Annotated in this window: 20 protein-coding genes and 1 pseudogene; 12 read left to right on the top strand and 9 right to left on the bottom strand. The window is 71.6% G+C overall.

What is annotated here, in order from left to right; translation table 11 throughout:
• The first annotated feature begins 128 nt into the window (after positions 1-128).
• The 3 genes from ACFVT5_RS19375 (at position 129) to ACFVT5_RS19365 (ending at position 2,623) form a co-directional block, all read left to right on the top strand.
• Complete coding sequence (locus ACFVT5_RS19375) at positions 129-917, top strand: hypothetical protein (protein ID WP_389888874.1); 789 nt, start codon at positions 129-131, stop codon at positions 915-917.
• Between the two features lie 91 nt (positions 918-1,008).
• Complete coding sequence (locus ACFVT5_RS19370; protein WP_389889438.1) at positions 1,009-1,449, top strand: DUF4913 domain-containing protein; 441 nt, start codon at positions 1,009-1,011, stop codon at positions 1,447-1,449.
• A gap of 127 nt (positions 1,450-1,576) precedes the next feature.
• Entirely contained in the window at positions 1,577-2,623 is a 1,047-nt protein-coding gene (locus ACFVT5_RS19365; protein WP_389888871.1) for a hypothetical protein, read from the top strand.
• A 142-nt stretch (positions 2,624-2,765) separates the two neighbouring features.
• Here the strand turns inward: ACFVT5_RS19365 and ACFVT5_RS19360 are convergent, their stop codons facing one another.
• Positions 2,766-3,788 (bottom strand): NlpC/P60 family protein, encoded by a 1,023-nt coding sequence (locus tag ACFVT5_RS19360; RefSeq protein WP_389888869.1) that lies wholly within the window; start codon positions 3,786-3,788, stop codon positions 2,766-2,768.
• 192 nt (positions 3,789-3,980) lie between these two features.
• Between ACFVT5_RS19360 and ACFVT5_RS19355 the strand changes: the two genes are divergently transcribed.
• Both ACFVT5_RS19355 and ACFVT5_RS19350 read left to right on the top strand, forming a co-directional pair.
• Positions 3,981-4,373, top strand: a complete 393-nt coding sequence (locus tag ACFVT5_RS19355; protein ID WP_389888866.1) for a hypothetical protein — start codon at positions 3,981-3,983, stop codon at positions 4,371-4,373.
• Positions 4,283-5,464 (top strand): annotated as a pseudogene (locus ACFVT5_RS19350) (DUF418 domain-containing protein); the annotation flags it as partial. The gene ACFVT5_RS19355 and the pseudogene ACFVT5_RS19350, both read left to right, overlap by 91 nt.
• 49 nt (positions 5,465-5,513) lie before the next feature.
• Here ACFVT5_RS19350 and ACFVT5_RS19345 read toward each other — a convergent pair.
• From ACFVT5_RS19345 to ACFVT5_RS19310, 8 genes are all read right to left on the bottom strand, one after another.
• A complete protein-coding gene (locus tag ACFVT5_RS19345; RefSeq protein WP_389888863.1) occupies positions 5,514-7,355 on the bottom strand; it encodes a type IV secretory system conjugative DNA transfer family protein in 1,842 nt (613 codons plus the stop codon).
• A complete protein-coding gene (locus ACFVT5_RS19340) occupies positions 7,352-9,073 on the bottom strand; it encodes an ATP/GTP-binding protein (RefSeq protein ID WP_389888860.1) in 1,722 nt (573 codons plus the stop codon). The genes ACFVT5_RS19345 and ACFVT5_RS19340 overlap by 4 nt, the downstream gene beginning before the upstream one ends.
• A complete protein-coding gene (locus ACFVT5_RS19335; RefSeq protein WP_389888858.1) occupies positions 9,070-10,563 on the bottom strand; it encodes an SCO6880 family protein in 1,494 nt (497 codons plus the stop codon). Before ACFVT5_RS19335 ends, ACFVT5_RS19340 begins: the two co-directional genes overlap by 4 nt.
• Before the next feature lie 159 nt (positions 10,564-10,722).
• On the bottom strand, positions 10,723-12,006 hold the full coding sequence (locus ACFVT5_RS19330; protein ID WP_389888855.1) for a hypothetical protein: 1,284 nt from the start codon (positions 12,004-12,006) through the stop codon (positions 10,723-10,725).
• Positions 12,007-12,034: 28 nt separating this feature from the next.
• The gene (locus ACFVT5_RS19325) at positions 12,035-12,808 is read right to left on the bottom strand and encodes a hypothetical protein (protein ID WP_389888852.1); all 774 of its coding nucleotides are present in this window, start codon (positions 12,806-12,808) and stop codon (positions 12,035-12,037) included.
• Positions 12,805-13,116: a hypothetical protein gene (locus tag ACFVT5_RS19320; RefSeq protein ID WP_389888850.1), complete on the bottom strand. Its 312-nt coding sequence runs from the start codon at positions 13,114-13,116 to the stop codon at positions 12,805-12,807. The genes ACFVT5_RS19325 and ACFVT5_RS19320 overlap by 4 nt, the downstream gene beginning before the upstream one ends.
• Before the next feature lie 129 nt (positions 13,117-13,245).
• Positions 13,246-13,539, bottom strand: coding sequence for a hypothetical protein (locus ACFVT5_RS19315; protein WP_389888847.1), 294 nt, complete (start codon positions 13,537-13,539; stop codon positions 13,246-13,248).
• Positions 13,536-14,378 (bottom strand): DUF6668 family protein, encoded by an 843-nt coding sequence (locus ACFVT5_RS19310; protein ID WP_389888844.1) that lies wholly within the window; start codon positions 14,376-14,378, stop codon positions 13,536-13,538. The genes ACFVT5_RS19315 and ACFVT5_RS19310 overlap by 4 nt, the downstream gene beginning before the upstream one ends.
• Before the next feature lie 170 nt (positions 14,379-14,548).
• On the opposite strand from ACFVT5_RS19310, the gene ACFVT5_RS19305 reads away from it, so the two are divergent.
• From ACFVT5_RS19305 to ACFVT5_RS19275, 7 genes are all read left to right on the top strand, one after another.
• On the top strand, positions 14,549-15,400 hold the full coding sequence (locus tag ACFVT5_RS19305) for a lytic transglycosylase domain-containing protein (RefSeq protein ID WP_389888841.1): 852 nt from the start codon (positions 14,549-14,551) through the stop codon (positions 15,398-15,400).
• An 11-nt stretch (positions 15,401-15,411) separates the two neighbouring features.
• Positions 15,412-16,323 carry a hypothetical protein gene (locus ACFVT5_RS19300; RefSeq protein ID WP_389888839.1) on the top strand — a complete coding sequence of 304 codons (912 nt, stop codon included), beginning with the start codon at positions 15,412-15,414 and terminating at the stop codon, positions 16,321-16,323.
• A 216-nt stretch (positions 16,324-16,539) separates the two neighbouring features.
• Complete coding sequence (locus ACFVT5_RS19295; RefSeq protein ID WP_389888836.1) at positions 16,540-17,106, top strand: sigma-70 family RNA polymerase sigma factor; 567 nt, start codon at positions 16,540-16,542, stop codon at positions 17,104-17,106.
• Positions 17,107-17,394: 288 nt separating this feature from the next.
• Positions 17,395-19,203: a TIGR02677 family protein gene (locus ACFVT5_RS19290; protein ID WP_389888833.1), complete on the top strand. Its 1,809-nt coding sequence runs from the start codon at positions 17,395-17,397 to the stop codon at positions 19,201-19,203.
• On the top strand, positions 19,200-20,468 hold the full coding sequence (locus tag ACFVT5_RS19285; protein WP_389888830.1) for a TIGR02678 family protein: 1,269 nt from the start codon (positions 19,200-19,202) through the stop codon (positions 20,466-20,468). Before ACFVT5_RS19290 ends, ACFVT5_RS19285 begins: the two co-directional genes overlap by 4 nt.
• Positions 20,465-24,652 (top strand): TIGR02680 family protein, encoded by a 4,188-nt coding sequence (locus tag ACFVT5_RS19280; protein ID WP_389888827.1) that lies wholly within the window; start codon positions 20,465-20,467, stop codon positions 24,650-24,652. Before ACFVT5_RS19285 ends, ACFVT5_RS19280 begins: the two co-directional genes overlap by 4 nt.
• Positions 24,643-25,932, top strand: a complete 1,290-nt coding sequence (locus tag ACFVT5_RS19275; protein ID WP_389888824.1) for a TIGR02679 family protein — start codon at positions 24,643-24,645, stop codon at positions 25,930-25,932. Before ACFVT5_RS19280 ends, ACFVT5_RS19275 begins: the two co-directional genes overlap by 10 nt.
• Positions 25,933-25,948 lie beyond the last annotated feature (16 nt).

Raw genomic sequence — 25,948 nt, 5'->3', positions numbered from 1 at the left:
GTGTCCGCGGGGGCCAGGGTTGAACCGCCGGCCCAAACCGCCCGTCGTGTCCCATGTCGGCAGACCCGGTCCAGGAAACCCGATCCATGCGAGTCCGGCAGGGAGAGAACCGAGGAGAGAGGGCGATCATGGCGGACAACGACCCGCGGCCCCAGGGAACGAGGCGGGCGATCGGCGCGGGCCCCGAAATGAGGATGGCGCGGGACCTGATCGCCGCCGAGTACGAACTTCGCGAACCCTCCATGTCCGAAAGCCTGGTGGGGGTGTTGCGGGACGCGTGGAATCGCCTCATGGGCCGGTCGGCGCCGACGGGGGGAGAGGCTTCGTACGGCGGTGGTCCGGAGGTCGGCCCGCCGGGCCGGGGCGGGTACGCGCCCGGGGGGCAGCAGCAGCCCGCCGCCGAGATGCGGGACCCCAGGACGGCGGCGGCACAGATGACGCTCATGCGCCTCGACAGGGCGGTCGAAGGACTTTCGCCCCGCCAGTACGAGGCATTCGAGGACGCGGTGCTCCATGTGCTCAGGTCCGACAAGAGGCTGGACGACGCGTATCGCACGGCACCCGACAGCATGCCGATCGTCAAAGCGTGTGTCACCAACGCGCTGCACCGGGAGGACCAGCGCAAGCGTTCCCGGGACGGGGTCGCGGCCCGCGAAGTCAAGCGGCCCGGAAAACTGGAGAAGCACCCGCGACCGCAGGACCCCGCGACGAATCGTCAGGTCACCCGGACGTCGGGGCCGGGTGCCCCAGCCGGAGCCCTGCCCGCCGACAGGCAGTCCCTGGTCGGCACGGAGGGCATGAAGTCCATCCAGGACTCGTCGTTCGGACCCGCCGCCCAGCACCGGAGGACCCGCTCCGGCACCCCCCAACCAGTCAGGAACCCGTCCGCCCAGGCCCGGAGTGGCCCGACGCGGTGAACCCACCGACGGAGAACCGGCCACAGGACCGAACACAGAACCGGACACCGGACCGGACAATGAACCAGATCTACGGAGAGCCGTGCCAGCCATACCGACGAAGAACCCCGGCACCGGGACAGGAAACCCCGCCGCCCCGCAGGAACCCCTCGCGCCGCCGCTGTTCATCCTCTACCTGGAAGGGCCCGCCTACGCGCACACGCTGCGTCAGCTCACCCTCTGGACCCACCATGTGCTGCTGCCGGTCTACGGCAGGGAAGTCACCTCCGCGTCCCCTTGGTGCGCCCGCTGGTGGGAACACCCCGAAGCCATCGCCCAACTGCACGGCCTGTGGCTGGCCTGGGGTGACCTGACCGGTCCGGGATCTCCGCTGACCGGCCCCGCCATGTGGCACCGCGACTACATGTCACCGGTCATGGCGACCCTGCGGGACCCGCAGGGCCCCTTCGCCGGCTGCAAGCCCGGCATGCACCGCGGCAAGGAGACTCCCGTCGTGGACGTCGTCGACCCGTTCGCGCCGCCGCCCGCGTGATCCGGCGGTCGCGGCATCGACGGCCGAGTCGGCCGGTCGGTCCCGAAGTGTGTCTTGAACCAACCCGGTTCCGGTTCCGTTGAGTTCGACGGCAAGCAGTTCTCCTGCTACGGGAAGGACACACGACATGCCCGAAACCCCCGTCTGGCGTATCGACCTGGAGAGAGGGCGGCGGCCCTCCCTCACGGACGAGACACCGGAGTTGTACGACAGCGCGAGCTTCCCCTCCTCCCCCGATGGGTCATCGCTGGGCTTCATCGACCAGGGCAACAACCTGTACGCCGCCGTCCCCGACCGTCAGGAAGGGTGGAAGGTATGGCTGGCACAGGGACAGCAGTGGGTGGAGACCAACCGTAAAGAGATCATCACGGGCGTCAAGGTCATCGCCAACTCGCTCGTCCTGGCCGGATCGACGGTCGAGGCGTACGGGCCCGCCTCGGCCCAGACCGGTGGGCTCGCCGCGAAAACGACCGGCTCCGTTCTGAACACGCTCACGCAGGGCTGGGACGTGTACAACAACGTGAGTTCCGCGCGCCAGACCTATGCGGAGGACGGCCTCAACTCGGGGGTGGTCCAGGACTCGGTCAGGGCGGTGGCGCAGGGTGTGGCCCTGGGGGGAGGAGTCACGAACGCCTTCGCCCCCTGGGTGGGCAAGGCCGCGGGACTGGTGCAGCAGGGCACGGCCATCGCCTCGCTCGCGACGACTGGTCCGACGAGCCAGGAGACGAAGGAGGCCAGGAAGAAGAAGGGCCAGACCTTCACCCAGCACCGCAATGACCACATCGACGTGGCGGAGCCGGCGGCGGGACAGCCGCGGCCCCGGCACGGTGGCCAAGGTCGGCCTGCCGACGCCGATGTGACCTTCCGGCCCGTGAACTACGAGGATTCGAGAAGGCCGCGGGCTCGGCGGCAGGACACGGAAGTGGACCCGAGCGCGTACTCGACTTCGTCGGCGGCGGCACGGTATACGCCCACGAGCGCGGCGCAGAACGCGGACACGTCCTATTTCGCGGCGCAGGGGCAAGGGCAGGGGCGGGGACGGGGGCAGGACAGCCCGTCCCAGGCGGACACGAGTGGGTTGGCGAGGCAGGGTGACGTCCGCAGGCCCGTCCGGCGTCAGACGACGTGGACCGAAACCCCCAGCAGCAGCTCCTCCAGCCGCAGCCGCAAGTGATCAGTTCGGCGAAGACGGCGCCTCGGTGAATCACCCATCCTGCTGAAGGACGGCCGCCGTTCGCGTTCCGGCTCGCCGTGAACCGGCCGATACGCCGCCCGCTCGACGGACGGCGTATCGGCCTCCGCTCTGCCCCGCGTCCTCACGCGTCCGGCCGTACCACCCCGAGGATCGCCATCGACGCGGCCGGTGCCACGGTCACCGATCGTCCGGGGCGCGGGGAGTGGATGATCTGGCCGTCGCCGATGTAGAGGGCGACATGGCTGGCACCGGAGAAGTAGACGATGAGGTCGCCGGGACGCATCTTCTCGACGGGGACGTGCTTCAGCCGGCGCCACTGTTCCTGCGAGGTGCGCGGGATGCGGACGCCCGCGGCCAGCCAGACCTGCGATGTGAGCCCGGAGCAGTCGAAGGAGTCGGGGCCCTCGGCGCCCCAGACATAGGGTTTGCCGAGCTGACGGGTGGCGTGGGCGATGGCTTTGCGGCCCGCCGGGGTCGCCTTGGTGCCGATCTTCTTCAGGATGCCCGTGGCCACCCATTTCGCCTGGGCGTCCCGGGCCTCCTGGTCGTCCAGGTCGGTGAGACGCCGGCGCTCCGGTTCGGCGAGGCGGGACTCCAGCAGCTCGGCGGCGGCGATGTCGCGCTTGATCTTCCTGCGCTCCGCGGCCATCTCGCGGCGGCTCGCCTCCAGCCGCTTCAGTTCGCCGGCCGCTTCGGCGGTGCGGGCGCGCAGGTTTTCGCGCGCGGCCGTCAGTCCGGTCATCACGTCCCGCGTGGTCTCCTGGGCCCGCAGACTGCGGCCCGCGTTGTCCAGGGCGTGGCCGGGGTCGGGGGCGAGGGCGAACTGCAACTCGGCGGGGAAACCGCCGTTCCGGTACTGCGCACGCGCCGCCGCTCCGGCCAGTGAGGTGAGGCGGGTCAGCTCCTCTTCCGTCGCATCGACGCGGGCGTTGAGCTTGCCGACCTGCTTCTTCCGCGCCGCCACCTTCTCGCCCGCACCGTTGTACTTGTCCGTGGCGACACCCGCGTCGTGATAGAGGCGCTCCAGCCGGGCGCGTACCTCGGTCAGGGTCTCCGGGTCGGCGTACGCGGCCTGCTGGGTCGTCGCCGTCAGAGCGCAGGCCAGGGCGACCGCGGTCGCCGCCCGTTGGCCTTGAGTGCGCATGGGCCGTCTCATCTGGGCCGAAGCTCCCTTCGTACGGTCGGACCGGGGCGGGGACGGGAGTACGCCCGCACAGATCGGGGAGTACGCACTCACAACGGACGGCTCCCGCAGGGCGGTTCAAGGACGCGTGAACCAGTGACACCCGGCATCCGTTGTGCGCGGGAAGCACGTACGGCGAGTGAAGGCGGCCTGATGGAACCGGAGTTGCTGCTCCTGGCCCTCGGCGTGGGGCTGGGCTCCGGGTTTCTGCTGGTCGCCGTCCGGCAGACGGCGACGATCGCGCTCCTCGCGGTGCGGGGAGTACTCGTCGTGGGCCGGGTGACGGCACGGACGGCGACCGACCGCAGGCGCGGCGGGCTCGTGGCGTTCAACGACCACCTGGGGCGGTCGTTCGTCCTCGATCCGGGGGCGTACGGGGCGCTGTACGGTCTGCCGCCGATCGGCGACACCGTGCCCGTGGCCTATCCGCGCGACCGGCCCCAGGCGGCCCGGGTATGGGCGCCGCGGCATCTGCTGGCCCCGCCGTTCGGATGGTTCCTCGCGGCGACCCTCACGTTCGGTACCGCGCTCGCGGTGACACGATGAGCCAGGGCGGGGGAGACCCCGGCCCGCCCGGACGGGTCCACGAGATCGATGTGCTGCGCGGGTTCTCCCTGCTCGGCATCCTGTTCGTCAACGCCCTGATGATGTCGGGCCCTTACACGGCGCTCGGCGGCGGACCGGAGGCGTCCGACGCCGACCGGGTCGCCGCCTGGCTGATCACCGCGCTGGTCTCCGCCAAGTTCTACCCCCTGTTCGCCTTCCTGTTCGGCTACAGCTTCGTGCTCCAGACCCGGTCCGCGCGACGGGCGGGCGCCGCGTTCGCGCCACGCCATCTGCGGCGCACGCTGGGGCTGTTCGGGATCGGTATCGCCCACGCCGTGCTGCTCCACCCCGGCGACATCCTGACGATGTACGCGGCCCTGGCACTGGTCCTGTACGGCCTGCGCGGCCTGACCCCCCGGGCCGCCGTACGGATCGCGGCCTGCCTCCTCGTGGGCCTGTCCGTGCTGCTCCTCGGATACGGGCTGCTCACCGTGGCCGCCACCGAGCCGCTGACACCCGAGCGCTACGCACCCCTGGTCGCCGACACCGTCGCCGCCCACCGCGGCGGAGTGCTCTCGGTGCTCGGGGTCCATCTGCGGGACCTGCCGGCGACGCTCGAAGCGAATCTGCTGTACGCCCCTCAGATGCTGGCCGCGTTCCTGGCGGGCCTCGCGGCGGCCAAGTCCGGCCTGGTGGAACGGCGTGCGCACGACCGGCGATGGCTGCGCCGGACCGTCGTACGGTGGCTGCCGATCGGGCTGGCCGGCGGTGTCGTCACGGCGGTGTGCGCGAACGGGCCGCTGGACAGCCGCTGGTTCCTCGTCGGCCACGCGGCGGCCGTGCTGACCGGACCGGCGCTGACGGCGTCGTACGTCTGCGGACTGCTTCTGCTGCTCCACTCGCGCGGCCGGGCGGCGGCCGTACTCGCCGCCTCCGGACGGATGGCGCTCAGCCACTACCTCACCCAGTCGCTGGTGCTCGCGTGCGTGTTCACCGGGTACGGCTTCGGGCTCTACGACCGTGTCGGCACCGTTGTCGTCCTCGCGGGGTGCCTGGTGCTGTTCGGCATCCAACTCGCCGTCGGGACACGGCTGATGGCCCGCACACGGTACGGGCCCGCCGAGCTGGTGCTGCGTACGATCACCTCGGGGCGGCGTCCCGGGGGGCGGGAGGCGACTTGGCCAGCGGCACACCCGTCGGACGGCCACCCGTCGAACGGCCACCGGTCGGACGGCCACCGAGCAGACGGCTCGCGGCCCGTGCGGTGATGGCCGCCGTCTCCGCCTTCGCCGCCGCCGAGATCGCGTCGGCGCCGGGCTCCTTGTACCAGGGGCGCAGCCGGATCAGGGCGGGCCGGACACCGGTGGCCAGGAGGAGCGCGGTGCCCTTGGGGAGGGCGCGGATGCGATCCGGGGGCAGCACGGCCTCCTGCCGGTAGGAGTACGAGCGTGAAGTGCCGTCCTTGCTGCGGGAGATGCTGGGGGTGCGCACATCGTGCTGACCGACGAGCGTGGAGATCTTCTGCACGAAGTCCGCGTCGTCCAGACCCGCGCCGAGGAGCTTCACGGTGGCCGCGCTCCACAGCGCGTCCATGCCCACCTCGCCCCACACCCGGGCTCCCTGGCGGTAACTCTGCAACAGCGTCACGACGTTGATGCCGCGTGAGCCGAAGTGCGAGTAGAGATCCGGGAGATCGGAGATACGGCACACGTTGGCGGCTTCGTCGAGCACGGCGGTCAGCGGCGGGTCGAGACGGCCGCCCATCCGCTCGGCGGCGACCACACCCGCCCGCATCGTCGCGTCGGCGAGGCCCGCGATGACCCCCGCCGCCGAACCGCCGCCGTCCTTCGACAGCAGATAGAGCGTGTCGTGGCCGAGGACGTGCTCGTCCGGACGGAACTCCGGAAGGTTCGGATCGGGCGTGACCCAGGCGAGGATCTCGGGGTCGAGAAGACAGGAGACGGTCTGCCGGGCGGTCTCGTAGATGCCGTCGCGCGTCTCCACAGCGCCGCGTACCGTGCCCTGCAACTGCTCGGCCATCGCGACGAGTCCGGCCTGGCGGAGCAGGTCGACCGGGGTGCGGTCGGCCGGGTCGGCGAGCCAGGCGAGGAGTTCGGTCACCGGGGCCCGGTTGCGCGCGGCGGCCAGGAACAGCGCGGTGAGCGTGTTCTGGGCGGCCGAGATCCAGAAGTCCTTCTTCGCGGTGTCGTCGTTCACCGACGCCACGAAGTGACCGGCCAGCCGACGGGCCGCCTCGATGGTGTCGCACTCGCCGAGCAGGTCCCACCACATGGCGCGCGGAGTGTGCGCGATGCCCTGCGGGTCGAACGTCCATACCGTGCCGGCCTTCTCACGTTCGGCGCGGGTGACGGCGTACACATCGGACTTGTTGGAGGTCAGCAGGACGGCGCCCTGGGCCCGCAGCACCCGGGGAACGGCGATGCCGGTGGACTTGCCGGCGCGCGGCGCCATCAGGTCGAGTTCCACATCCTCGTAACTGCTGCGCAGTTCGGGGCCCTTGGGGTCGAGGTCCCCGAGGAGGTTGCCGGTCTCGTCCGGGTGCAGTTGCTCGCGGCCGTCGAGGCTGGGACGCAGTTCGCGGGCGCGGGCCTCGATGCCCTTCGGGCACATGGCGGCGAGTTCACGCCGTCCGGCGAGACCCTTCGGGCGGGCGGCACGGTTCATGAGGAGCAGCACGGTGAGGGCGATCGGCACCGCGATGAGCACCAGCAGGCCGAGCATGCCCGCGTAGACGGCGCCCGCCGGAACCCCCGGCCACAGCGCGGCCGGTCCTTCGGAGACCAGACGGGCGACCGTGGACAGGCCGAAGGGCGGGGTGTCCCAGCCATGGCCCGCGAGTCCGGCGCCGAGGGTGCCGCCGGACCAGGCGACGGTGAACATGAGGAGGCCGGTGCCTGCGGTCGCGGCGATGGCCCACGGCAACTGATCGTTCAGACCACCGCCTCCGCGCGGGCCGCTCACGCGGTCCACCTCCCGGCCGGCGCCTCGACACCGGACGCGTCGCCGAATCCGTGCGGCCCTTCCCGGGATGCCCGTGCGACCTCCGCGGCGGCGCGGCCGGCGGCCTGCTCGACGCCCTCCTCGTTGGGTGTCCAGCGGGTGTTGGTGTTGTGCAGATGGCGTTCCGCGTCCGTGATCGCCACCTTGATGGGGATACCGGGGCGACCACCCACCTTGATGAGGAAGCGCCCCCGGCCCGGCGGTTCCTCGTTCTCGCCGTTGACACCCCAGCCGGGCGGCGACGACCAGGACGAGACGAGTTCGATCTCACGCCGTGACAGCCCCACCACCTTGCCGAGATCCTCCATCTCGGTCCTCGGCAGCCCGGCGCACACCACCATCCCGGCCCGCTCCACGAAGCCGCGCGCCTTGGCGCGGTCGGCGTCGGTGCCCAGCGCCTCGGCGTCCTTGAGGGTGTGGGTGATCTTGGCGTCGCCGAGACCGAGCGAGCGGTTGAGGCGGGTGAGCGCGTCGATACGGTCCACGATGCCGGACGCGGCACGCAGCGGGCGCCACAGCTCGTCGAGCACCGTGAAGAACCAGCGCCGGGGGGCGAGTCCGGCGTCCGCGAGTGCGTGCGAGGCGGCCACCGTACCGAGCCCGTCGGACCAGGCGGCGAGCATCGCGGCGGCGGTCAGTTGGGTGTCGGCCTCACCGATGCCGGAGATGTCGATGCACACGGCGGGCGCGTCCGGGTCGATACGGGTGGACGTCTCGGAGGCGAAGGTGTCGCCGAGCGGGCCGTCGAGGATACCGAGCAGGGACCGGTGCAGCGGGTCGACGGCGTCCCGGTAGCGGGTGTCGTCACCCCGGTCGAGCGTGACGGCGCGTACCCGTGGTGGGCCCTCGGTGAGGACCCGCAGCACATCGGGCAGCAGCGTGGTGCGGCCGGCGGGCGTGCGTTCGCGCAGATGATGGAGGACGGCGGAGAGCACGGACTGCTCGTGGTCGTCCATGGGCCGGCCGCGCACGATGGTGATGAGCGCGGCGACCATGTTCAGGACCCGGCCATGGGCCTCCGCCTTCAGCACCTCACCCGCCTCGCCACCGATCTTCGCGGCGGCGGCACCCATCGCACCCGGGTCGAGGACGTTGATGCCGCCCCGGCCACGGCCGATGGAGATCACCTGGCCGCCGAGCGCGCGGACGGTGTCGGCGTAGTCGGGCTTGAGGTCGCCGAGTACCAGCGGGACGACACCGGTCGCGGCGAGCCCGATCAGCATCCGGTTGACCAGCGTCGACTTGCCCAGGCCCGGCATACCGAGCATGAACAGCGACGGGTTGGAGATGTACCGGGCCCGGGTGAACCAGCTCAAAGGGTCGCCGCACACCGTGGCGCCGGTGAAGAGATGCTGCCCGAGCGGAACTCCCGTCATGGGCGAGCCCGACCCCGCGGCGAACGGCCACATGCCGCACGCCTGCACGGTGGTCGCGCGCCACATGGTCGGCGGATCCATATAGCCGACGCGCCCACCGCCCGCCCCGTACCAGCCCCGGGGCGGGACGTACAGCTCCTTCGGACGGGACGGGGCCTTCTTCGGGGCCGCCTTGTTCGCCCCCAGACCGTCCGCCGCGTCGTCGACCAGGCCCGGCCGCTTCCTCGTGCCCCGCGCCTTGTGCGCGCGCTCCTCGGCCAGGCGGTCCGCCTGCTCGGCGCGCTTGCGCTCACCCCGGCTCACAGCGCCTCCTGGATCTCGTGCGGGACGAGGGTCTGTTCCCACGGAAGGATCCCGGCGGGCAGCGTGCAGGTGAACGCCGCCGCCTGCATCCGGTCCGCGGGCCGCATCTGCACCCGCGACGCCGCGGTCAGATTGCGTACGGTGACGTTCGCGTCGGCCAGTTCCTCCTCGCTGTCGACGGTGACCGTCAGCATCAGCGAGAACTCCACGAGCCCGGCACCCGACGCCTCCTCGGCGGCGGTCTGCTCCGCCGCCTTCACCTCGGAGGCCGCACGCGCCTGCACCATGCCCTTGCCGGACGTCGCCATGAACTGGGCGCTGCGCCGGTCCGATTCGACGATCCGGGCCGAGGTGGCGGGGTCGATGGGCCGATAGATCAGCGCGACCCGCTTGCGGCGGGTGCCCGGGGCCGCCTCCAGCATGCCCCGCAGCACCGAGGACCGGATGGTGCCGCGCGGCGCCAGGGTCAGCATCCAGGTACGGGACACACCCGAGTCGTGCTGATAGCTCCGCACGCTCTCGACGGCCGCGGCGGGCCCCGCGTCGTCCCACTCCAGGCCCGTTCCGCCGTGCTGGGCACGGGCGTTGAGGACATCGGCGGCGACGGCGGGGTCGTACGCGACGCGGACGACCTCCGCTATCCGCTCCGCCGACAGCGGATAGGCGGCGCCGCCGCCGGCCGCGACGAGTCCGCTGAGCAGGCCCGGGATACGGATGGCGAGGTCGGTGATGATGTCGTCCCTCCGGCGCTTCTGGCCGCCCGGGACGCCGTAGGTGAGGGAGACATAGGTGTGCATCTCGGTGGAGGCGCTCGGGTAGCGCTCGACGACCTCCTCCATCACGGCACGCGCGGCCGGCGGAGCGTCGGGGCGGATACGGGGCAGCACCTCATGGGCGAGCCGGGTACCGGGGTCGGGAGCGGTCTCCACGATCACGGAGGCGCCGCGCAGCCCGGGTTCATGGGCGAGGCGCGCCAGCCACTCGCCCCACAGCGCCACCCAGACGTCGACCTGGTCCGGGTCGATGAGCGAGCCGCCGTCGGGGTCGCAGCCGAGGACGATCGTGTACAGATTGCGCTGCGGGTGGTGCAGGACGCCGAAGGGGCGGTCGTAGGCGTCGCGGCTCTCGGTCGCGGTGACCTTGTTGAGCAGGCCCGGCGGGCGGAAACGGCCACCGGGCCGGGCCGACAGCGGACCGGAGACGTAGAGGTGCGCGCCCTTCGCCTTCCGGCGCCGCCACCCGATGCGCAGCGCGATCAGCTGGTAGACGTTGCGCCCGTCCGGGGTACGGACGGCCAGCGGCAGCACGAACATGACGACCGGTACGAGCACGACGATCGCGGCGTACAGCGAGATCAGCGACGCCAGCAGGGTGATGATGAGCCCGCCGAACACCGCGAAGGTGCCGACGAGCCCAAGGGGTCCGAGCCCCGGCCGCCGTGGCCTGCGCCAGTTCCCGTAGGTCGGATGGGTGGCGGCTTCCGTGGACATGGGTCCGGATTCCCTTCGTGGAGTGACGGGTGCGCGGCGGGATGGTGGTGGGGGAGGGGAAGGCCGCTGAGCCGCCCCGGGGGAAGGCGACTCAGCGGCCGGTCAGGGGGAGGAGACGACGGGGACGGACCGGCGGTCCGGCGTCGTCACGCTCCCGGGTCAGGTGTTGTGACCCTTCTCGCCGTCGGCGCCCTCGACGGCGCCGGTGACGGCCTTTCCGGCGACATTCGCCGCGGTCACCGCCGCCATGACGGCGGCACCGGCCGGGCCGCCCGCCGCCGCCCCGGCGCCCGAGGCACCGGCGGCGCGCCCACCGCCCGCGGCGCCGCCGCCCGCCCCGGCCGTCTGGGGCGAACCGCCCCCGCCGGAGCCGGAGCCGGACGCGCCGGAGCCGGACGCACCACCGGAACCGCCCGATCTGTTCGAACCGCCGGAGCCGCCCGACCCGTTGGAGCCACTGGAGCCGGCCGCTCCGCTCACTCCGCCGGAACCGCCCGACGAGGCCGCGCCCGACGGGCCCTTCGGACCCATCCCCCCACCGGAACCGCTACTGCCGCTACTGCCGCTGCCACCGCCGAGCTTGACCGCGCCGGACGCCACACTGCCCGCCGCCTGTCCCACGCCGGACATCGCGTTGCCCGAGCCGAGGGCGGCGGTGGCGGGCACGATGAGTTTCAGCAGCGCGGGCAGCGCGATGGCGGACAGGAGCATCACGCCGATACCGGCGATGCGCTCGCTGACGAACGCGGTCTCGCCCCGGACGGTGGTGCCCTTGCTGGAGGTGATCATCACCGAGCCCGCGTACAGGATGAGACCGACGGCGGGTTTGTAGAGCAGCCAGGCGATCATCCAGCCGATGTGCTTGCGCCACCAGCCGCCGCCCCAGTCCGTCATCGAGGCGGCGGCGGCCATCGGGAGGGTGCCGAGCATGAGGATCATGACGCCGAGCCGGATGTACATCAGGATCGTGTGGATGATGCCGGAGATCAGCAGCAGGAAGGCGAGGACCAGCATCAGGAAGCTCTCGATGGTGCCCTTGCCCGAGCAACTGCCGATGCCCGCGAGGAGCGTCTCCACGCTCGCGTCGAACAGATGCTTGGAGTAGTCGTCCGCGACGGAGGCCGCGGCCATGACGATCGTGGTGGCCGCGCCCGAGACGAGAATGACCCGGAGGATGCCCTTCATCGCCGTCTTGCCCGCGTCGGCCCTGCGCTCAAGGGCCATCCGGGCAGCGGCGAAGAGCAGCGAGCCGACCGCGAGATAGACCACGATCCACTGTGTCTGGCTGCCGATGGTTTTCGACGAACTGGTCCCCGTCAACGTGGGGACCTGCCGGGTCAGCCCCCCGAACACCTGGACCGCCGCCGCGAGGATGAACTGCGAGATCAGGTCGAGGATGGTCCCGATGGGGTTGCCGAGGAAGCTGAAGAAGCTTGAGAACAAGTTGAGGGTTACGTCACCGCAATCCATGTCAACCTCCCCACAGGGTGAAGCCGGCGGCGCTCGTGACGGACGACGCCGAGGAGTGCAGGGAGCCGTTGCCGGTGGGCTGGATCTTCCAGTCGCCGCCGCTCCACCGCAGGACGATGCTGGTCGCCGCGTACCCCTGCTCGCCCCTGAGCAGCAGCCGGACGGTCGCCGCTTTGCTCGTGTACGAGGTCACGGAGTAGCCGGCGAACGTGGCGACGGACACACCGCTGGTCTCCGGGTCGACGTCCTGGCTGACCGACCGCTTGAACTCGAACATGTCGCGTCCCGTTCCGGAGACGACCTGTTGCTCGGTGGCGGTGCGCCAGTGGGGTCCGCTCATCTGCGAGGGGATGATGTGGGCGGCCAGTACGGCGCCGATGGGTGTGTGCGCGAAACACCACCACGGGACCCCCTCGGTTCTGGTGGGTCCGGCGGAGGAGGAGACCGGCACCCGCGCGACCCCCAGCTTGCGCCAACTGACGTTCTTGGGCGCGGCCTTGGGTACGGTGTCGCCCGCGCTGTCGTCGGTGTCGCACCCCTCGGGCCGGCCGTTCTTCATGACCGTGGCGCCGGAGAGCGGGCCGACGGATGCCGCCGCACGCGCGCGGTCGCCGGTGTCGTCCGTGGCGGACGTCAGCGCGGCGACAATGCTCAGCACGACGACGACGCCGAGGAACCCCGCCGACAGCTGCCAACTGCGCTGCTTCCAGAAAGGCCCGGACTCCTCGACCCGCTGCTTCCTGCGTAGGAACATCTCGACGGCCCGCCGGCTCACTTGAAGACGAAAGTGACGAGCGGGCCCGCGGTGGCCACCAGGATGCAGCCGCCGAGCACCATGCCGAGCCGGCTCATGTGCTCCGAACTCTCGCCCCGCTTCACCGAGACGGCCATCATCGCGCCGGTGATGAGGACCCCGGCGACGCCGGCGGCGGTACCGGCCCAGGCGGCTATGCCGAGGACCGTGTCGACAATGGTGGTGAGTTCCTTCGGAGCGCTCCTCCCCGGCGTCGGAACCTTTGACTCGGCCCCACCGGGATCGGGTGCGGCCAGGAAGATGGTGGCTTTGTGCAGCAACGAGGACATGGGGATCTCCGAGAAATGGGGCCCGGATCGAGCGGTGGGCGGGAAGCGACTGGGTGAGTGACTGGGAGTGCTTGAGGGTGCGTAAGGAGCTGGGGAGGACGAGGGAGAACCAGGGAGGACCAGGGAGGTCTAGGGGGGGCCGCCGCGGAGTGACAGGTCGCCCAGGGCCGCGACGAGCGGACCGGCCGTCACGGCGAGAACACAGCCGAGGAACACGTAGAAGACACCGCGGAAGTGCTCGCCGCCCTCGCCCGGATCGCCGCGGCGCAACTGGAGCGACATCTGGATGCCGACGAAGATCAGTCCGGCGACTCCGGCGGCCGAGACGCACCAGGCCAGAATCCCGAGAATCGTGCCGGCGCCCACGGGCGGGCTGTAGGGCTTGGCGGCCAGGAACCGGGCGACGAGCAGGGAACGGGTCACGACGTGGACCCCGATCCGTACACGTCGCCGCCCACCAGCTCGGCGAGCATGGCGAGTCGCCTGGGCGGGGACTTCGGGCGGCCACCCGTGCGCCAGGCCGGTATCCACGGCACCCGGTAGACGCGGGCGACGGAGCGCAGCACCCGGACGCGGCGCAGCAGACTGAGCGGCAGCCGTCCGGGGGCGTCGGCGACCAGGACCACGGCCAGCAGGTCGAGCCCCTTCGGGGCCTTCCCCTCCTCGAACGCGCGGAGCACCCGGGAGACCGCGCGCAGTCCGTCCGCGCTGGTCCTGCCGACCAGCACGATCCGGCGCGGCTCGCCCTTCCTGGGGTCAGGCCAGCGCGCTCCCACATCCACTCCGCCGAGGGCCTCGGCCAGTGTGGTCGCACCGGACCCGCCGTGCGCCTTGATCCACCCGACCTCGCCGCTGTCCGCCGTCCGCGCGCTCTTTCGCGCCGTCTTCCGCGCCGCCTTGGGCCGCTTCGACTCGTCCCAGGACGCATCGGAGGCGGGAGCGGGAGCGGGGGCGGGAGCAGGGGCGGCACGGCGTGCGGGAGTGGCACGTCGTACGGGGGTGGGCTGCGGGGTCGCCGGGGCCGACGTGCGAGGGCGGGGCCGTACGGGGGCGTCCGTACTCGGTGCCGGACCGGCAGCGCCCGTACGTGGTCTGGCCGCGCCCGTACGTGATCTGGCAGCGCCCGTATTCGGCGCCGGACCGGGCGCGTCACCGTCCGCGGCGGGCCGCGTCTTCGGGGGTGTCTGCCGGGGCGGTTCGGGCTGCGCCGGTTTCGGTCCCCGTACCCATGACTGCGGGCCCGACGCCGGAGGAGTGCCCATGGGTCCCCCACCCCTTTCGCCGCTCATGGTTCCGCTGCTCTGACTCATCTGTTTTCCACTGATTTGAACCCGATTGCTCTGCGGCCCGTTTGCATACTCCGAGCCCGTCGGACAGCACAACGGGTCGTGTGGCCGCAGCGGTTCAAGGCGAGAGGAAGAAGTAGGCGCTCATGAGCGGGACGGGAGAGGGCGGTGGAGAGAACAAGTCGAACGCGGCCAGAAACACCATCGCCGCGGGCGCCGGCTGCGGCTGCCTCTTCTCCCCGGTGGTCCTGGGCGGCGCGGCGATCGTGGTGATCATCATCTGCGGGTTCGGGGTCCTGCTGGCCCCGCTCATCGCACTGATCCTGCTCTTCGGCGGAGGTGGCGGCGGCGGGGACAGCACCAACGAGGAGACCGCCAACGAGTCGCTGACCATCCTCCAGGGCGACGGCAAGGGCGAACTGGACGTCTCCACGGTTCCCACGGACCTGGCGGAGCACATCAAGAAGGCCGGCGAGCTGTGTTCCGCCATCGGCCCGATCGTCATCGCGTCGCAGATCGAGAAGGAGTCCGGCTTCGACGCGTCCCTCGTCGGCGCGCATGGCGAGAAGGGCGTCTCACAACTGCCGCCCGACATCTTCGAGAAGTACGGCAAGGACGACGACGACAACGACAAGACCTCCGCCACGGACGCGGCGGACTCGATCATGGCGCAGGGCCGCTACCTGTGCGAACTGGCCGACCAGGCCCAGAAGATGATCGACAGCGGCGAGGTCAAGAAGACGGACGCCGAAGGGAACCCCACGAGCGTCCTGGACCTCGCCCTGGCCGGCTACCACGTAGGCATCGACGAGGTCCGTAAGGCCAAGGGAATGCCGCAGACGAACGACGCCCAGGGCTACGTCTTCTCCATCCGCGTCCAGTTCGCCAAGTACCAGGGCATCGGCGCCCCGCCCTCCGGGGCCACCCCCGGCGTCACCCCCTCCGTACCGGAATCGCTCAAACCCGAACCCGGCGGCGCCGACAAGGACGCCGTATGAGGAGGACATCCATGGCCCGCTACGAGGTGCACATATCCGGTGAAGGACTCGCCGAGATCGACGGAAACCCCCTCGCTCCCGCGCCGGGGCAGTCCGTGCACGAGGCCGTACTGGACCGGTTGCAGCGTTACGCGGAGGAGCGCGGCGCCGCTGTCGAGGCGACGGTGAACGACGGCCCCGGCGCGGACCACTTCGTCCTTCAGGTGGCGCCGGACGGTTCGAGCCATGTCCTCGCGCCCGAGGAGGCACCGGAGCCGGTACCGGAGCCGGAGCGCAAGGTGGAGCCGGAGCGCAAGCCGGAACCGAAGCGCAAGCCCGAGCCGGCCCTCACCAAGACTTCCCCCACCTCCCCCACCTCCCCCACCTCCCCCACCTCCGCCATCGCCGTCGCGGTGGCCCGCGCACGCGCCCGTGCCACCGCCGCGGTCCGTGCGCCGGCCTCTGCACATTCCGCCGTCCCGGTCCCCGCCGTCGTCATCGACCTCCCCGCCGAGTTCACCGAACAGGTCGACCGCATCAACGCGTGCGTGGAGGCCGGCCGGTACGACGAGGCGTTCGCCGAAGCGACCGCGCTGCGCGGGACCTTGACCGACACGGTGGGCGCCGAGCACCTGCACGCGGTGGAGGCACGGGCCGTGGAGGCGGACCTCGCGCATCTGTCCGGCGACCACCGCGAGGCCATCGTGCTGGCCCTGGCCGTCGCCCGGATCCGCTGCCGGGCCGGGGACGGGCGGGCGGAGGTGGTGCGGGCGACGGCCGTCTGGCACCACCTGGAGGACGATCAGGCAGCCACCACGCACGGCACCGAACTGCTGCACATGTGGGACCAGTTGGACCGGCGCGGCCTGCTGTCGCCCGCCCAGGCGCACCTCGCGGAACAGATCCGCGTACAGATGGACGAGTTGGCGGCGGAGTACGTCTGAGTCCGTGCGGGCAACCCCCGCGCACACTGCCCGCGCACCCCACCTGACCGGCGCGTCCATCGCCTCGTACAACGGGCGTCAAACGAACGTGGACCGCTCATCGGAACACTCCGTTGCTCGCCAGCCCCACAAGCACCAGGAGCCCCTGGCAGCAGCCCAGGGGCCCTAGCGCGCTCCCCCCTTGGGGCCGGCTACCCGAGGAGCAGGAGCACAGCCATGAACCTGACGGCCATCGGATCGGCGAGCGCGGGCTCCGCCGAGGAAAGGGCGCTACGCGATCTGTACCTGGATCACGGCCCGGCCCTGTACTCGTATGTGCTGCGCATGCTGGACGGGGACGCGTACCGGGCGGAGGACGTCATCCAGGAGACGCTGCTGCGCTGCTGGACCAAGCAGAACCTGGCCGACGACGAGGGAATGGCCGTACGGCCCTGGATGTTCCGGGTCGCCCGCAACCTCGTCGTGGACGCGCACCGGACCCGGATGGCGCGTCCGCCGGAGATAAGCGGTACGACCTGGCTGGGCGACATGAGCGCCGACGTGGACGACATCGAACGGATGCTGTCGTCCATGGTGCTCCACGACGCGCTCCAGGCGCTGACCCCCGCCCACCGGGAGGTACTTGAGGCGACGTTCTTCGCCGACCGCTCCACCCAGCAGGCGGCGGACGACCTCGGTATCCCGCGAGGCACCGTCAAGTCCCGTGTGTACTACGCCTTGCGCAGCCTGAAACTGGTGTTGGAGGGGACGGCGGGCGCGCTGGAGGAAGTGGCGGACCGGTGACCCCCTTCCACCGGTGACACCCTGCTGAACCGAAGCCCGCCAACTCCCACATCCCGCACATGGCCGATGACGTGGTGTCCAGGCTCACCGGGCGAGGCATTGTGTCCGCGAAGATCACCGGGGACGGCCCTCGAAGGGACGAGGGTGTGCACGTCGGCACCATGTACCGCTTCAAGGGGGTCCTGTGCACCGGCGGTCGAAAGGGTGGGTGAAAAGGTGGGTGAAAGGTGGGCGAAAATTAGACATCGGACGTGGTGAGGGGTGCTGGTCGGCGAGTATGGACCGACGATGACAGCCCAGACTCCCGGCCCGGATCCCGCCGACAGCGGCCCCTTCTACGGCCCCTTCGCTCACCTGACCACTCCGAACGCCCCGCTGTACCGGCAGGTGATGGGCACCTTCCTGGTCGCCAAGGAACGGTTCGCGGTGCATCTTCGGCCGGAAGATGTGCACGCTTCCCTGGAGGCGGACAGGCGGGCCGGCCTTGAGTCGGTGGTGAAGGCCCTGGACAACTTGGTCACTTGGGGCAATCTGCGGGCGGACCCGGACACCGCGCGGGTGACAGCGGTCGAGGACTTCTACCGCAAGCGTTTCATCTACCAGCTCACGCGAGCCGGTGAAGCGGCCGAGGCGGCGTTGGGTATGTACGACGAGGTGCTGGGGCGGCGCGGAGAGCTCCAAGCGGTCGCGTTGCACGACATCGTCACACAACTGCGGGCGCTTCTGGTGATCGCCGCGGAGGACGAGCCCGACTCGGCCAAGGCGTATGTCGCCCTGTCCGTGCTCACGGCACGCTTCACCGACCTCGCGGACAACGCCCGCGCTTTCATGGGCTCGCTCCAACGCACCATCGACCTGCACGACATCGAGGTGGAGGCGTTCCTCGCGTACAAGGATCTGCTGATCCAGTATCTGGAGCGGTTCATCCAGGACCTCATCACCCTCGGCGGCCGGATCGCCCTGCTGATCGGGGAGTTGGAGGAGCAGGGCCGGGTCGGGCCGCTCCTGCGACTCGCTGCCGCCCGGGACGCCGCCGACGCCGCTCCCGAAGAGGCCGAACGCGCGGAGGCGACGGCGTACCGGAAATGGGCCGCCCGGTGGTCCGGACTCGCCCAGTGGTTCGTGTCGGCGGAGGGACGTGAGTCACAGGCCAGGCTGCTGCGTGGGCGGGCCCTCGGGGCGATTCCGCAACTCCTCGCTGTGGTACGGCAGTTGAACGAGCGACGGGCCGGGCGTTCCGACCGTTCGGCGGACTTCCGCGAGCTGGCCCGTTGGTTCGCCCGAGCGCCGGACGACGAGGCGAGGCACCGGCTGTGGCGGGTGGGATTCGGCCTGTACTCCTCCCGGCACCTCACCGTCGACGCCGACACCCTCGATGAACGGACGGCCCGACCGGAGTCGGCCTCGACCTCATGGGCGGCGGCGCGACCCTTGTGGATCAGCCCTCAATTGCGCCGCACCGGCAGCTATGAACGGCGCGGCAAGCCCCGCAGGGTGGCGGACCGGGGAGAGGCGAAACGCAGGCTCGCCGAGATCGCCGCCCGGCAGGCGGAGCAGGCGGCTACGGCCCAGGTCCGTCTCGCGACGGGCGGCCCGGTCCGGCTGTCCCGCCTGGGAGAGCTGGACCCACTCGCGTTCGAGCTGTTCCTGCGCCTGCTCGGCGACGCCCTCGCCACCTGGCGGCCGGGGATGCGGACCACCGTCGCCGGCAGCGGCGACGGCTCCATGGAGATTCGACTCACGGCGCTCGATGACGGCTCGACCGCCGAACTGCGCACGCCGCACGGGGTGTTCAGCGGACCGGATCATCTGGTCGACATCATCGATCTCGCGCAGGGAAGCGGGGCCACCCGGTTCCCCGGTCCGGCATCCGCCCAGGCCGGTTCCGGGCCGGAGGCGGACGGGGCGGAGGCGGAGGGACCCGACGCGGCCACCGGTACGGCATTCGCGGCTGCCGAGTCCGCGCCGGAGCCCGTACGCGGACTCATCCCCCAGCAGGGGGCACACCTCCGGCCCGTACCCGTGTCACCGCGCCCCGCCAGCTCTCAGGTCTCCCAGATCTCCCAGGACTCCGGGGCCGCGAAGGAGGACCGATGACCAGGCCCCACGACGACGTCCTCGACGGTCAGCGCGAGGCCGACCTCCAGCGGGCGGCGCGTGCCCTGCTGAAGGAGCCGCTGCTCACCGCCGACGGGCCGCACGCCGACGCCTTTCGACTGGTGCGGCGACACGCCTCCGAACTACGGGAGTGGTTCGAGCGCAACGTCGGCTGGACGCTGCGTACGGACGCCGACGCCGCGCGTCTGCGCAAGACGCCGGGCACCCTCACCGACGCCACCCACGCGGCCCGCGAGGTCGGCCGGGCCGGCCTGCCCTTCACCCGGCGCCGCTATGTCCTGCTCTGCCTGACGCTGGCCTCGCTGGAACGGGGCGAGTCGCAGGTGGCACTCGGACGGCTCGCCGAACATGTCGTCCTGGCGGCCACCGATCCCGAACTCGCCTCCGCCGGGATCATGTTCACCCTGGAGCGGCGCGACGAGCGCCTCGACCTCGCGGCCGTGGTGCGACTGCTGCTGCGGCTCGGTGTACTGCGTCGGGTGGCCGGTGACGAGGAGGCGTACATCAGCGGATCGGGGGACGCGCTGTACGACGTACGGCGGCGTGTGCTCGCGGGGATGCCGGCCGCCCGGCGCGGCCCCTCCTTGATCGACGCCCAGGACTTCGAGGAGCGCATGGTCGAGATGACGGCGCAAACGGCGCTCGACAGCGATGAGTTGAGGTTCCGGGCAATCCGCTGGAAGCTCACCCGCTGCCTCCTCGATGATCCGGTGCTCTACTACGACGACCTCGCCGACGACGAACTGGCCTACCTCACCCGGCAGCGTGGCTTCATCACCGCACGGATCAGCGAACTGACCGGACTGGTCGCCGAGGTACGCGCCGAAGGCATCGCCATGGTCGATCCCCTGGACGATCTCACGGACGTACGCATGCCGGAGCAGGGCACGCACGGGCACATCACCCTGCTGCTCGCGGGACACCTGGCGCGGGCCGACGCACCCGTCGAACCGAGAAAACTGGCTTCCCTGGTACGGGAACTGGCCGTACAACACGGCGGATTCTGGTCCAAGTCGGCGAGAGAACCGGGAGCGGAGCCCGAGTTGGTGGAGCAGGCCCTGGTGAAGCTGGTGGCGTTGGGTCTCGTCGTGCGCACGGACCGGGGTGTCGTACCGCGACCGGCCCTCGCGCGGTACGCGGTCGGGGCGCCCGTCGTGAAGGAAGCGGCGCCCGACCGTCCTCAAGGAAGCAGCACCCGTCCCACACCCGTGGACGCAGAGATGACCGCGAAGGACGAAAAGTGACCCGCGTCGTGACGCCGCTCCCCACCCCCGCCCCCGGCCGGTGGCGGCCCCTGCGCCTCGGGCTTGTCGATCTGTTCCACTACGACGTCGAAGAGTTCTGGTTCCGGGACGGCCGACTCCTGCTGCGCGGCAACAACGGCACCGGCAAGTCGAAGGTGCTCGCCCTCACCCTGCCGTTCCTCCTGGACGGCGACCTTTCGGCGCGCCGCGTCGAACCCGACGGCGACCCGGGCAAGCGGATGGAGTGGAACCTGCTCCTGGGCGGTGATCACCCCCATCCGGAACGGCTCGGCTACACCTGGATCGAGTTCGGGCGGTTGGACGAGACCACCGCGGAGCCGCAGTTCCGTACGCTGCTCTGCGGGCTGAAGGCGGTCGCCGGACGCGGTATCGCCCGTCACTGGTTCGCGGTGACGGACCAACGGATCGGCGCGGGGCTCGACCTGCTCGACGCCACCGGTACAGCTCTGTCCCGGGACCGTCTCGCGGAGGCGATCGGCGCCCGCGGCATGGTGCACGACACCGCGAAGACCTACCGCAGAGCGGTGGACGAAGCGCTCTTCGGGCTCGGCGAGCGACGCTACGGGGCGCTGGTGGACCTGCTGATCCAACTGCGCCAGCCGCAGTTGTCCAAGCGGCCCAACGAAGCCTCCCTGTCCAGGGCGCTGACGGAGGCGCTGCCGCCGATGGACCAGGCCGTCATCGCCGACGCCGCGGAAGCACTCCGGTCGCTGGACGAGGAGAAGGAGGAGCTGCGGGCGGCGCGCGAGGCGGAGCAGGCGTCGTCGGGGTTCCTCGACCACTACCGTCGCTACGCCCGTATCGCATCGCGGCGCCGGGCCCGCCTGCCCCGCTCCGAACACGCCCGTTACGAGAACCTTCAGCGTGAACTCCTCAAAGCCCAGGGCGAGCGCGCACAGGCCCTGACGGACCGCGAGGAGGCTCGCGAACGGATCGCCGCACTGGACGAGTTGGCCGCTCGGTTGACCGCCCAGGACGCGGCGCTGCGAGCCGGTCCGGAGATGCGTGACGCCCGCGCGCTCGAACAGGCGGCGGCGGACGTCTCGCGCACCACAGCGGACCTGTCGCGCGCCCAGGAGGACCGTCGGACGGCGTCCGAAGCACACACCCGGGCCCTGGGCCGGCTGGACACCTCGCGGAACCGGCTCACCGCGGCGCGGCAGGCGTGGGACGACATCCAGGGCCGGGTGGCCGACAGCGCGGCGACCGTCCGGCTGGACGCCCCGCGGACGTTGGGAGCCGCCGAAGCGGTCCTGCGCCGGGAGGCGGACGACGCGACCGCACGCAGACGGCGCTCCGTCGAACACGTCGAGGAACTCGTCACCCGGGCCGAGGGGACCGAACTGGCGCGCCGTGCGGCCCAGGTGCGGGCCGACGAGGCCGATGAGGAGGTGGTGCACAGCGGCGAGCGACTGGCCGAGGCTCAGCAGAGTGTCGCGGACGCGGGACGGTCACTGGTCACGGCCGTGCGGGACCAGCTGTCCGGTTGTGCGGAGTTGCGGCTTCCAGGGTTGCCGGGGGTTCTCGACGCGCTTCAGGACTGGGTGAGCGGTCTGGACGGCCCGCACCCGGCACGCGTGGCGGCGGCCGAGACGCATCGCGCTCTCGCGGCGCGGCTGGCCGACCGGGCGGCCGGCCTCGCCCATCGCGAGACGGAGCGGGCGGAGCGTCAGCGGCTCGCGGCAGCAGAGCTGACCGCACTTGAGGCGGGCGGGCAGCGCGGCCCGTCGGCTCCGTACACCCGCACGCCCGGCGTGCGGGAACGGGGTCCGGGCGCCCCGCTGTGGCGGCTCGTCGACTTCCGCCCGCACGTCACCGAAGGCGAACGCGCCGGTTTGGAGGCCGCCTTGGAGGCGTCGGGCCTCCTCGACGCCTGGGTCGGGCCGGACGGTTCGGCGGTGGCGGCGGACGGACACGACGTGCTGCTCGATCCCTCGGGTCCGCCCGGCGCGGCGGGTCTTGATCACGCGCTGTGCCCGGCGGTCGACCACGCCGACGCGGGGGCCGCCGCAGTGGGGGAACGGACGGTCGAAAGACTGCTGGCCGCGATCGGACTGGCCGGAAAGCACGGCGACCCGACGGTGGAAGCCCCCGGCGACGGCAACGACACACGGGGTGCCACCTGGGCGGGCACCTGGGTTGCCACGGACGGGCGCTTCCGGGTCGGCGCGCTGAGAGGAAGCTGGGCCAAGGACAGTGCCCAGTACGTCGGTGAAGGGGCTCGGGAGCAGGCACGTCGTACGCGGATGCGCGAACTGCGCATCGGCCTGGCCGCGTTGGAAGCCGAGCGGGAGCAGCTGGGCGAGGAGCGGCGGGCGGTGGCCGGGCGGCGGGGTGTGCTCGACGCCGAACTCGCCGCCGTACCGGACGACGACGAGCTGCGCCGTGCCCATGCCCGCGTGAGTGCCGCCGCCGACGCCGCCCACCGGGCCCGTGCGCGGCACAGCGAGCGGGCAGCCGAAGCGGCCCTCGCGGTCGACGTCGCCCACCGTGCGACGGCCGAACTCACCGAAACCGCAGCCGACTTGCGCCTGCCCGCCGACCGGGCCGGACTGGGCTCCGTACGCCAGGCGCTCGCCGACCACACCGCGCTCCTCGTGGCGCTGTGGCCGGCTCTGCGGGAGAGCGCGGAAGCCGAGCGTGCGGTCGCCGGCGAGCGGACGGAGGCCGACCGGGCCGAGCAGCGGGTCGCCGAACTCGCGGAGCGCACCACCGAAGCGGTCCGTCTCGCCGCCGCCGCGGACGAACATCTCACCACCCTCCGCTCCACCGTCGGAGCGGCCGTCGCCGAACTTCAACGGCGGCTGGCGGAGACAGCGACCGCACTGCGGGGCTGCGAGACCGAACAGAAGGGGAGGCAGGCGGACTTCGGCGACGCCGACCGGCGCGCCAGTCACGCCGAGGGACGCATCGAGCGGCTCGGCGAGGACGTCACCGAAGCGACCGCCGCCCGCGAACGGGCCATCGCGGCCCTCCGGAGGTTCGCCGCCACGGGACTGCTCGCCGTCGCCCTCCCCGACACGGTCGTACCGGACGGCGGCGACGCGCCGTGGGCGGCGACCCCGGCCGTCAACCTCGCCCGAAGCATCGAGTCACAGCTCTCCACCGTCGATGACTCGGACGCGGCCTGGGAGCGGGTACAGAAGCGCCTCAGCGAGGAGTTCGGCAGGCTCCAGGACGCGCTGTCCCGGCACGGCCACACCGCCGCGGCCCGGCCGAGCGAGGACGGCATGCGGGTCGACATCGTCTACCAGGGCCGCGAACGGGCCGTTCCCGAACTCGCCGAAGCGCTCGCCGCCGAGGTCGCCGAACTGACCCGCATCCTGTCCGCGCACGAGCGCGAGATCCTTGAGACCCATCTGATCACCGAGGTCGCCGGGACCCTTCAGGAACTGATCGGCGCCGCCGAACGCCAGGTGCGGGCCATGAACAAGGAACTGGACGAGCGTCCGACCTCGACGGGCATGAAGCTGAGGTTGGTGTGGCGGGCATCCCGCCGGGCGCCGCAGGGGCTGGCGCGAGCCCGTGAGCGGCTGCGTCAGTCCGCCGACGCGTGGTCACCCCGGGACAGGGCCGAGGTCGGCGCGTTCCTCCAGGAGCAGATCGCCCGCCGACAGGCCGACGACAGCACCGGTAGCTGGCTGGAAGACCTCACCGCGGCACTCGACTACCGCTCCTGGCACGAGTTCGGCGTCGAACGCCACCAGCACGGCAAGTGGGTACCGGCCACAGGGCCCGCCTCCGGCGGCGAACGGGTACTGGCGGCGTCCGTGCCCCTCTTCGCCGCGGCCTCCTCGCACTACGCGAGCGCCGGCGGCGCGTATGCCCCGCGTCTGGTCACCCTGGACGAGGCGTTCGCCGGAGTGGACGACGACTCCCGGGCCAAGTGCCTCGGCCTGCTGCGCGCCTTCGACCTCGACGTCGTCATGACGAGCGAACGGGAATGGGCCTGCTACCCCCAGGTCCCCGGTATCGCCATCGCACAGCTCTCCCGCGTCGACGACATCGCCGCCGTCCTGGTGACCCGGTGGGAGTGGGACGGCAGTGACCGACGGCGCGGCACGGAGCCGGGCGCGACCACGGGGGCCGGGTCGGAGCCCGGCGTGACCATGGGGGCCGCCGTCATGGACGGCACCGGAGAACAGGAGTCCCTGTGGACGTGACCCCTCCGGTTCCGCCCGCACCGCCGACGACGACAGCGCGGGGCCCGCGACAGGTCGATACCGAACGCCTGGGCCGACTGCTCGGCGACCCCGGCCTCGCCTGGCTCGTGGAACGCGTCCGACAGCGGATGGCAAGTGGCCGGCCGCTCACCGGAACGGTCACCCTGTCACATCCCGACGCCCCACAACGCCGTGCTGCCGAAAGCCTGTTGGGACGCGCGCCGACCGCGGGCCGCTCGGTGACCGTACGCCTCGACGCCGTGGACGCGATCCTGCGCCACTCCGGTATCAGCCCCGACGGCCTGGAGGCCGCCGTGGTGGCACTCACCGGGCCTGTCATCCGGCAGGAGGAGACACGGGACAGAGTGGAACGGGCGTGGAAGGAGGCGTATGCCCCACTCGGCACCCTGGACGCCGAGCTGGCCGACTGGGCGGAACGGATGCGCAAGGACGGGCTCGTACGGCGACTCGCGCGCACTCCGGAAGCCGCCGGCCCCCTGGTGGTCTCCGCCGTACGGGCGCTGCGCTCGCTGCCCGCCGTGCCTCCGACGTCACGCGCGACGTTCGCGGCCCGTCATCTCTCCGGCGCCCATGCCCTGGACGAGGGGACGCCCCTTGCCGCTCTCGTCCTGTCGGGGATCCGGGCCCTCACGGGTTTCCCCGAAGGCGGCGGTGCCGAGTGGCGCAGGGACGCCTGGGCGTCGGGGGGCCTGCTCAAGGACGACCTGTCATCGACCGTTCTCTGCCTCAACCTGCGCGGCACCCCGGCCCTCGACTGGATGGCCGACGTGGGTGAGCCCGCGGTCCTGACCTTGCGCAGCCTGTCCCGTCAAACGCCGGTTCCCGCCGCGCCGATGCGCGGCTCTGTTCACGTATGCGAAAACCCGGCGGTACTGTCCGCCGCCGCCGATACGTTCGGCCCGGCATGCCCGCCCATGGTGTGCCTCCAGGGACAGCCGTCCGCCGCCGCGCTCACCCTGCTGCGCGCTGTGTGCGCGCAGGGAGCCGACCTCCTCTACCACGGCGACTTCGACTGGGGCGGCGTACGCATCGCGACGGCGCTGCGGCGCAGTGTTCCGTGGCGGCCGTGGCGCTATACGGCAGCTCATTACCGTGCGGCACTTCTCAAGCTGACCGATGCCTCGGAACTGACCGGGTCGCCCGCCGAGACCGCGTGGGATCCGGACTTGGCCGCCGCGCTGAGCGAACGCGGTGTGCGGGTCGAAGAAGAGGCGGTTCTCGACGACCTGCTCGCGGACCTGGAGCCGGGGGCCCGATGACGTGACGTGGAGCGCG

Origin of the sequence: Streptomyces sp. NPDC058001 (assembly GCF_042886315.1) — a bacterium.
GTDB lineage: Bacteria > Actinomycetota > Actinomycetes > Streptomycetales > Streptomycetaceae > Streptomyces.
Note: the sequence above shows the minus strand (reverse complement) of the source record. Positions and strands in the feature narration are given on the sequence as shown.

Coding starts and splice junctions, on each gene's coding strand:
- ACFVT5_RS19375 (WP_389888874.1), top strand. CDS start 129: ATGGCGGACAACGACCCGCGGCCCCAGGGAACGAGGCGGGCGATCGGC.
- ACFVT5_RS19365 (WP_389888871.1), top strand. CDS start 1,577: ATGCCCGAAACCCCCGTCTGGCGTATCGACCTGGAGAGAGGGCGGCGG.
- ACFVT5_RS19360 (WP_389888869.1), bottom strand. CDS start 3,788: ATGCGCACTCAAGGCCAACGGGCGGCGACCGCGGTCGCCCTGGCCTGC.
- ACFVT5_RS19355 (WP_389888866.1), top strand. CDS start 3,981: ATGGAACCGGAGTTGCTGCTCCTGGCCCTCGGCGTGGGGCTGGGCTCC.
- ACFVT5_RS19335 (WP_389888858.1), bottom strand. CDS start 10,563: ATGTCCACGGAAGCCGCCACCCATCCGACCTACGGGAACTGGCGCAGG.
- ACFVT5_RS19320 (WP_389888850.1), bottom strand. CDS start 13,116: ATGTCCTCGTTGCTGCACAAAGCCACCATCTTCCTGGCCGCACCCGAT.
- ACFVT5_RS19310 (WP_389888844.1), bottom strand. CDS start 14,378: ATGGGCACTCCTCCGGCGTCGGGCCCGCAGTCATGGGTACGGGGACCG.
- ACFVT5_RS19305 (WP_389888841.1), top strand. CDS start 14,549: ATGAGCGGGACGGGAGAGGGCGGTGGAGAGAACAAGTCGAACGCGGCC.
- ACFVT5_RS19300 (WP_389888839.1), top strand. CDS start 15,412: ATGGCCCGCTACGAGGTGCACATATCCGGTGAAGGACTCGCCGAGATC.
- ACFVT5_RS19295 (WP_389888836.1), top strand. CDS start 16,540: ATGAACCTGACGGCCATCGGATCGGCGAGCGCGGGCTCCGCCGAGGAA.
- ACFVT5_RS19290 (WP_389888833.1), top strand. CDS start 17,395: ATGACAGCCCAGACTCCCGGCCCGGATCCCGCCGACAGCGGCCCCTTC.
- ACFVT5_RS19285 (WP_389888830.1), top strand. CDS start 19,200: ATGACCAGGCCCCACGACGACGTCCTCGACGGTCAGCGCGAGGCCGAC.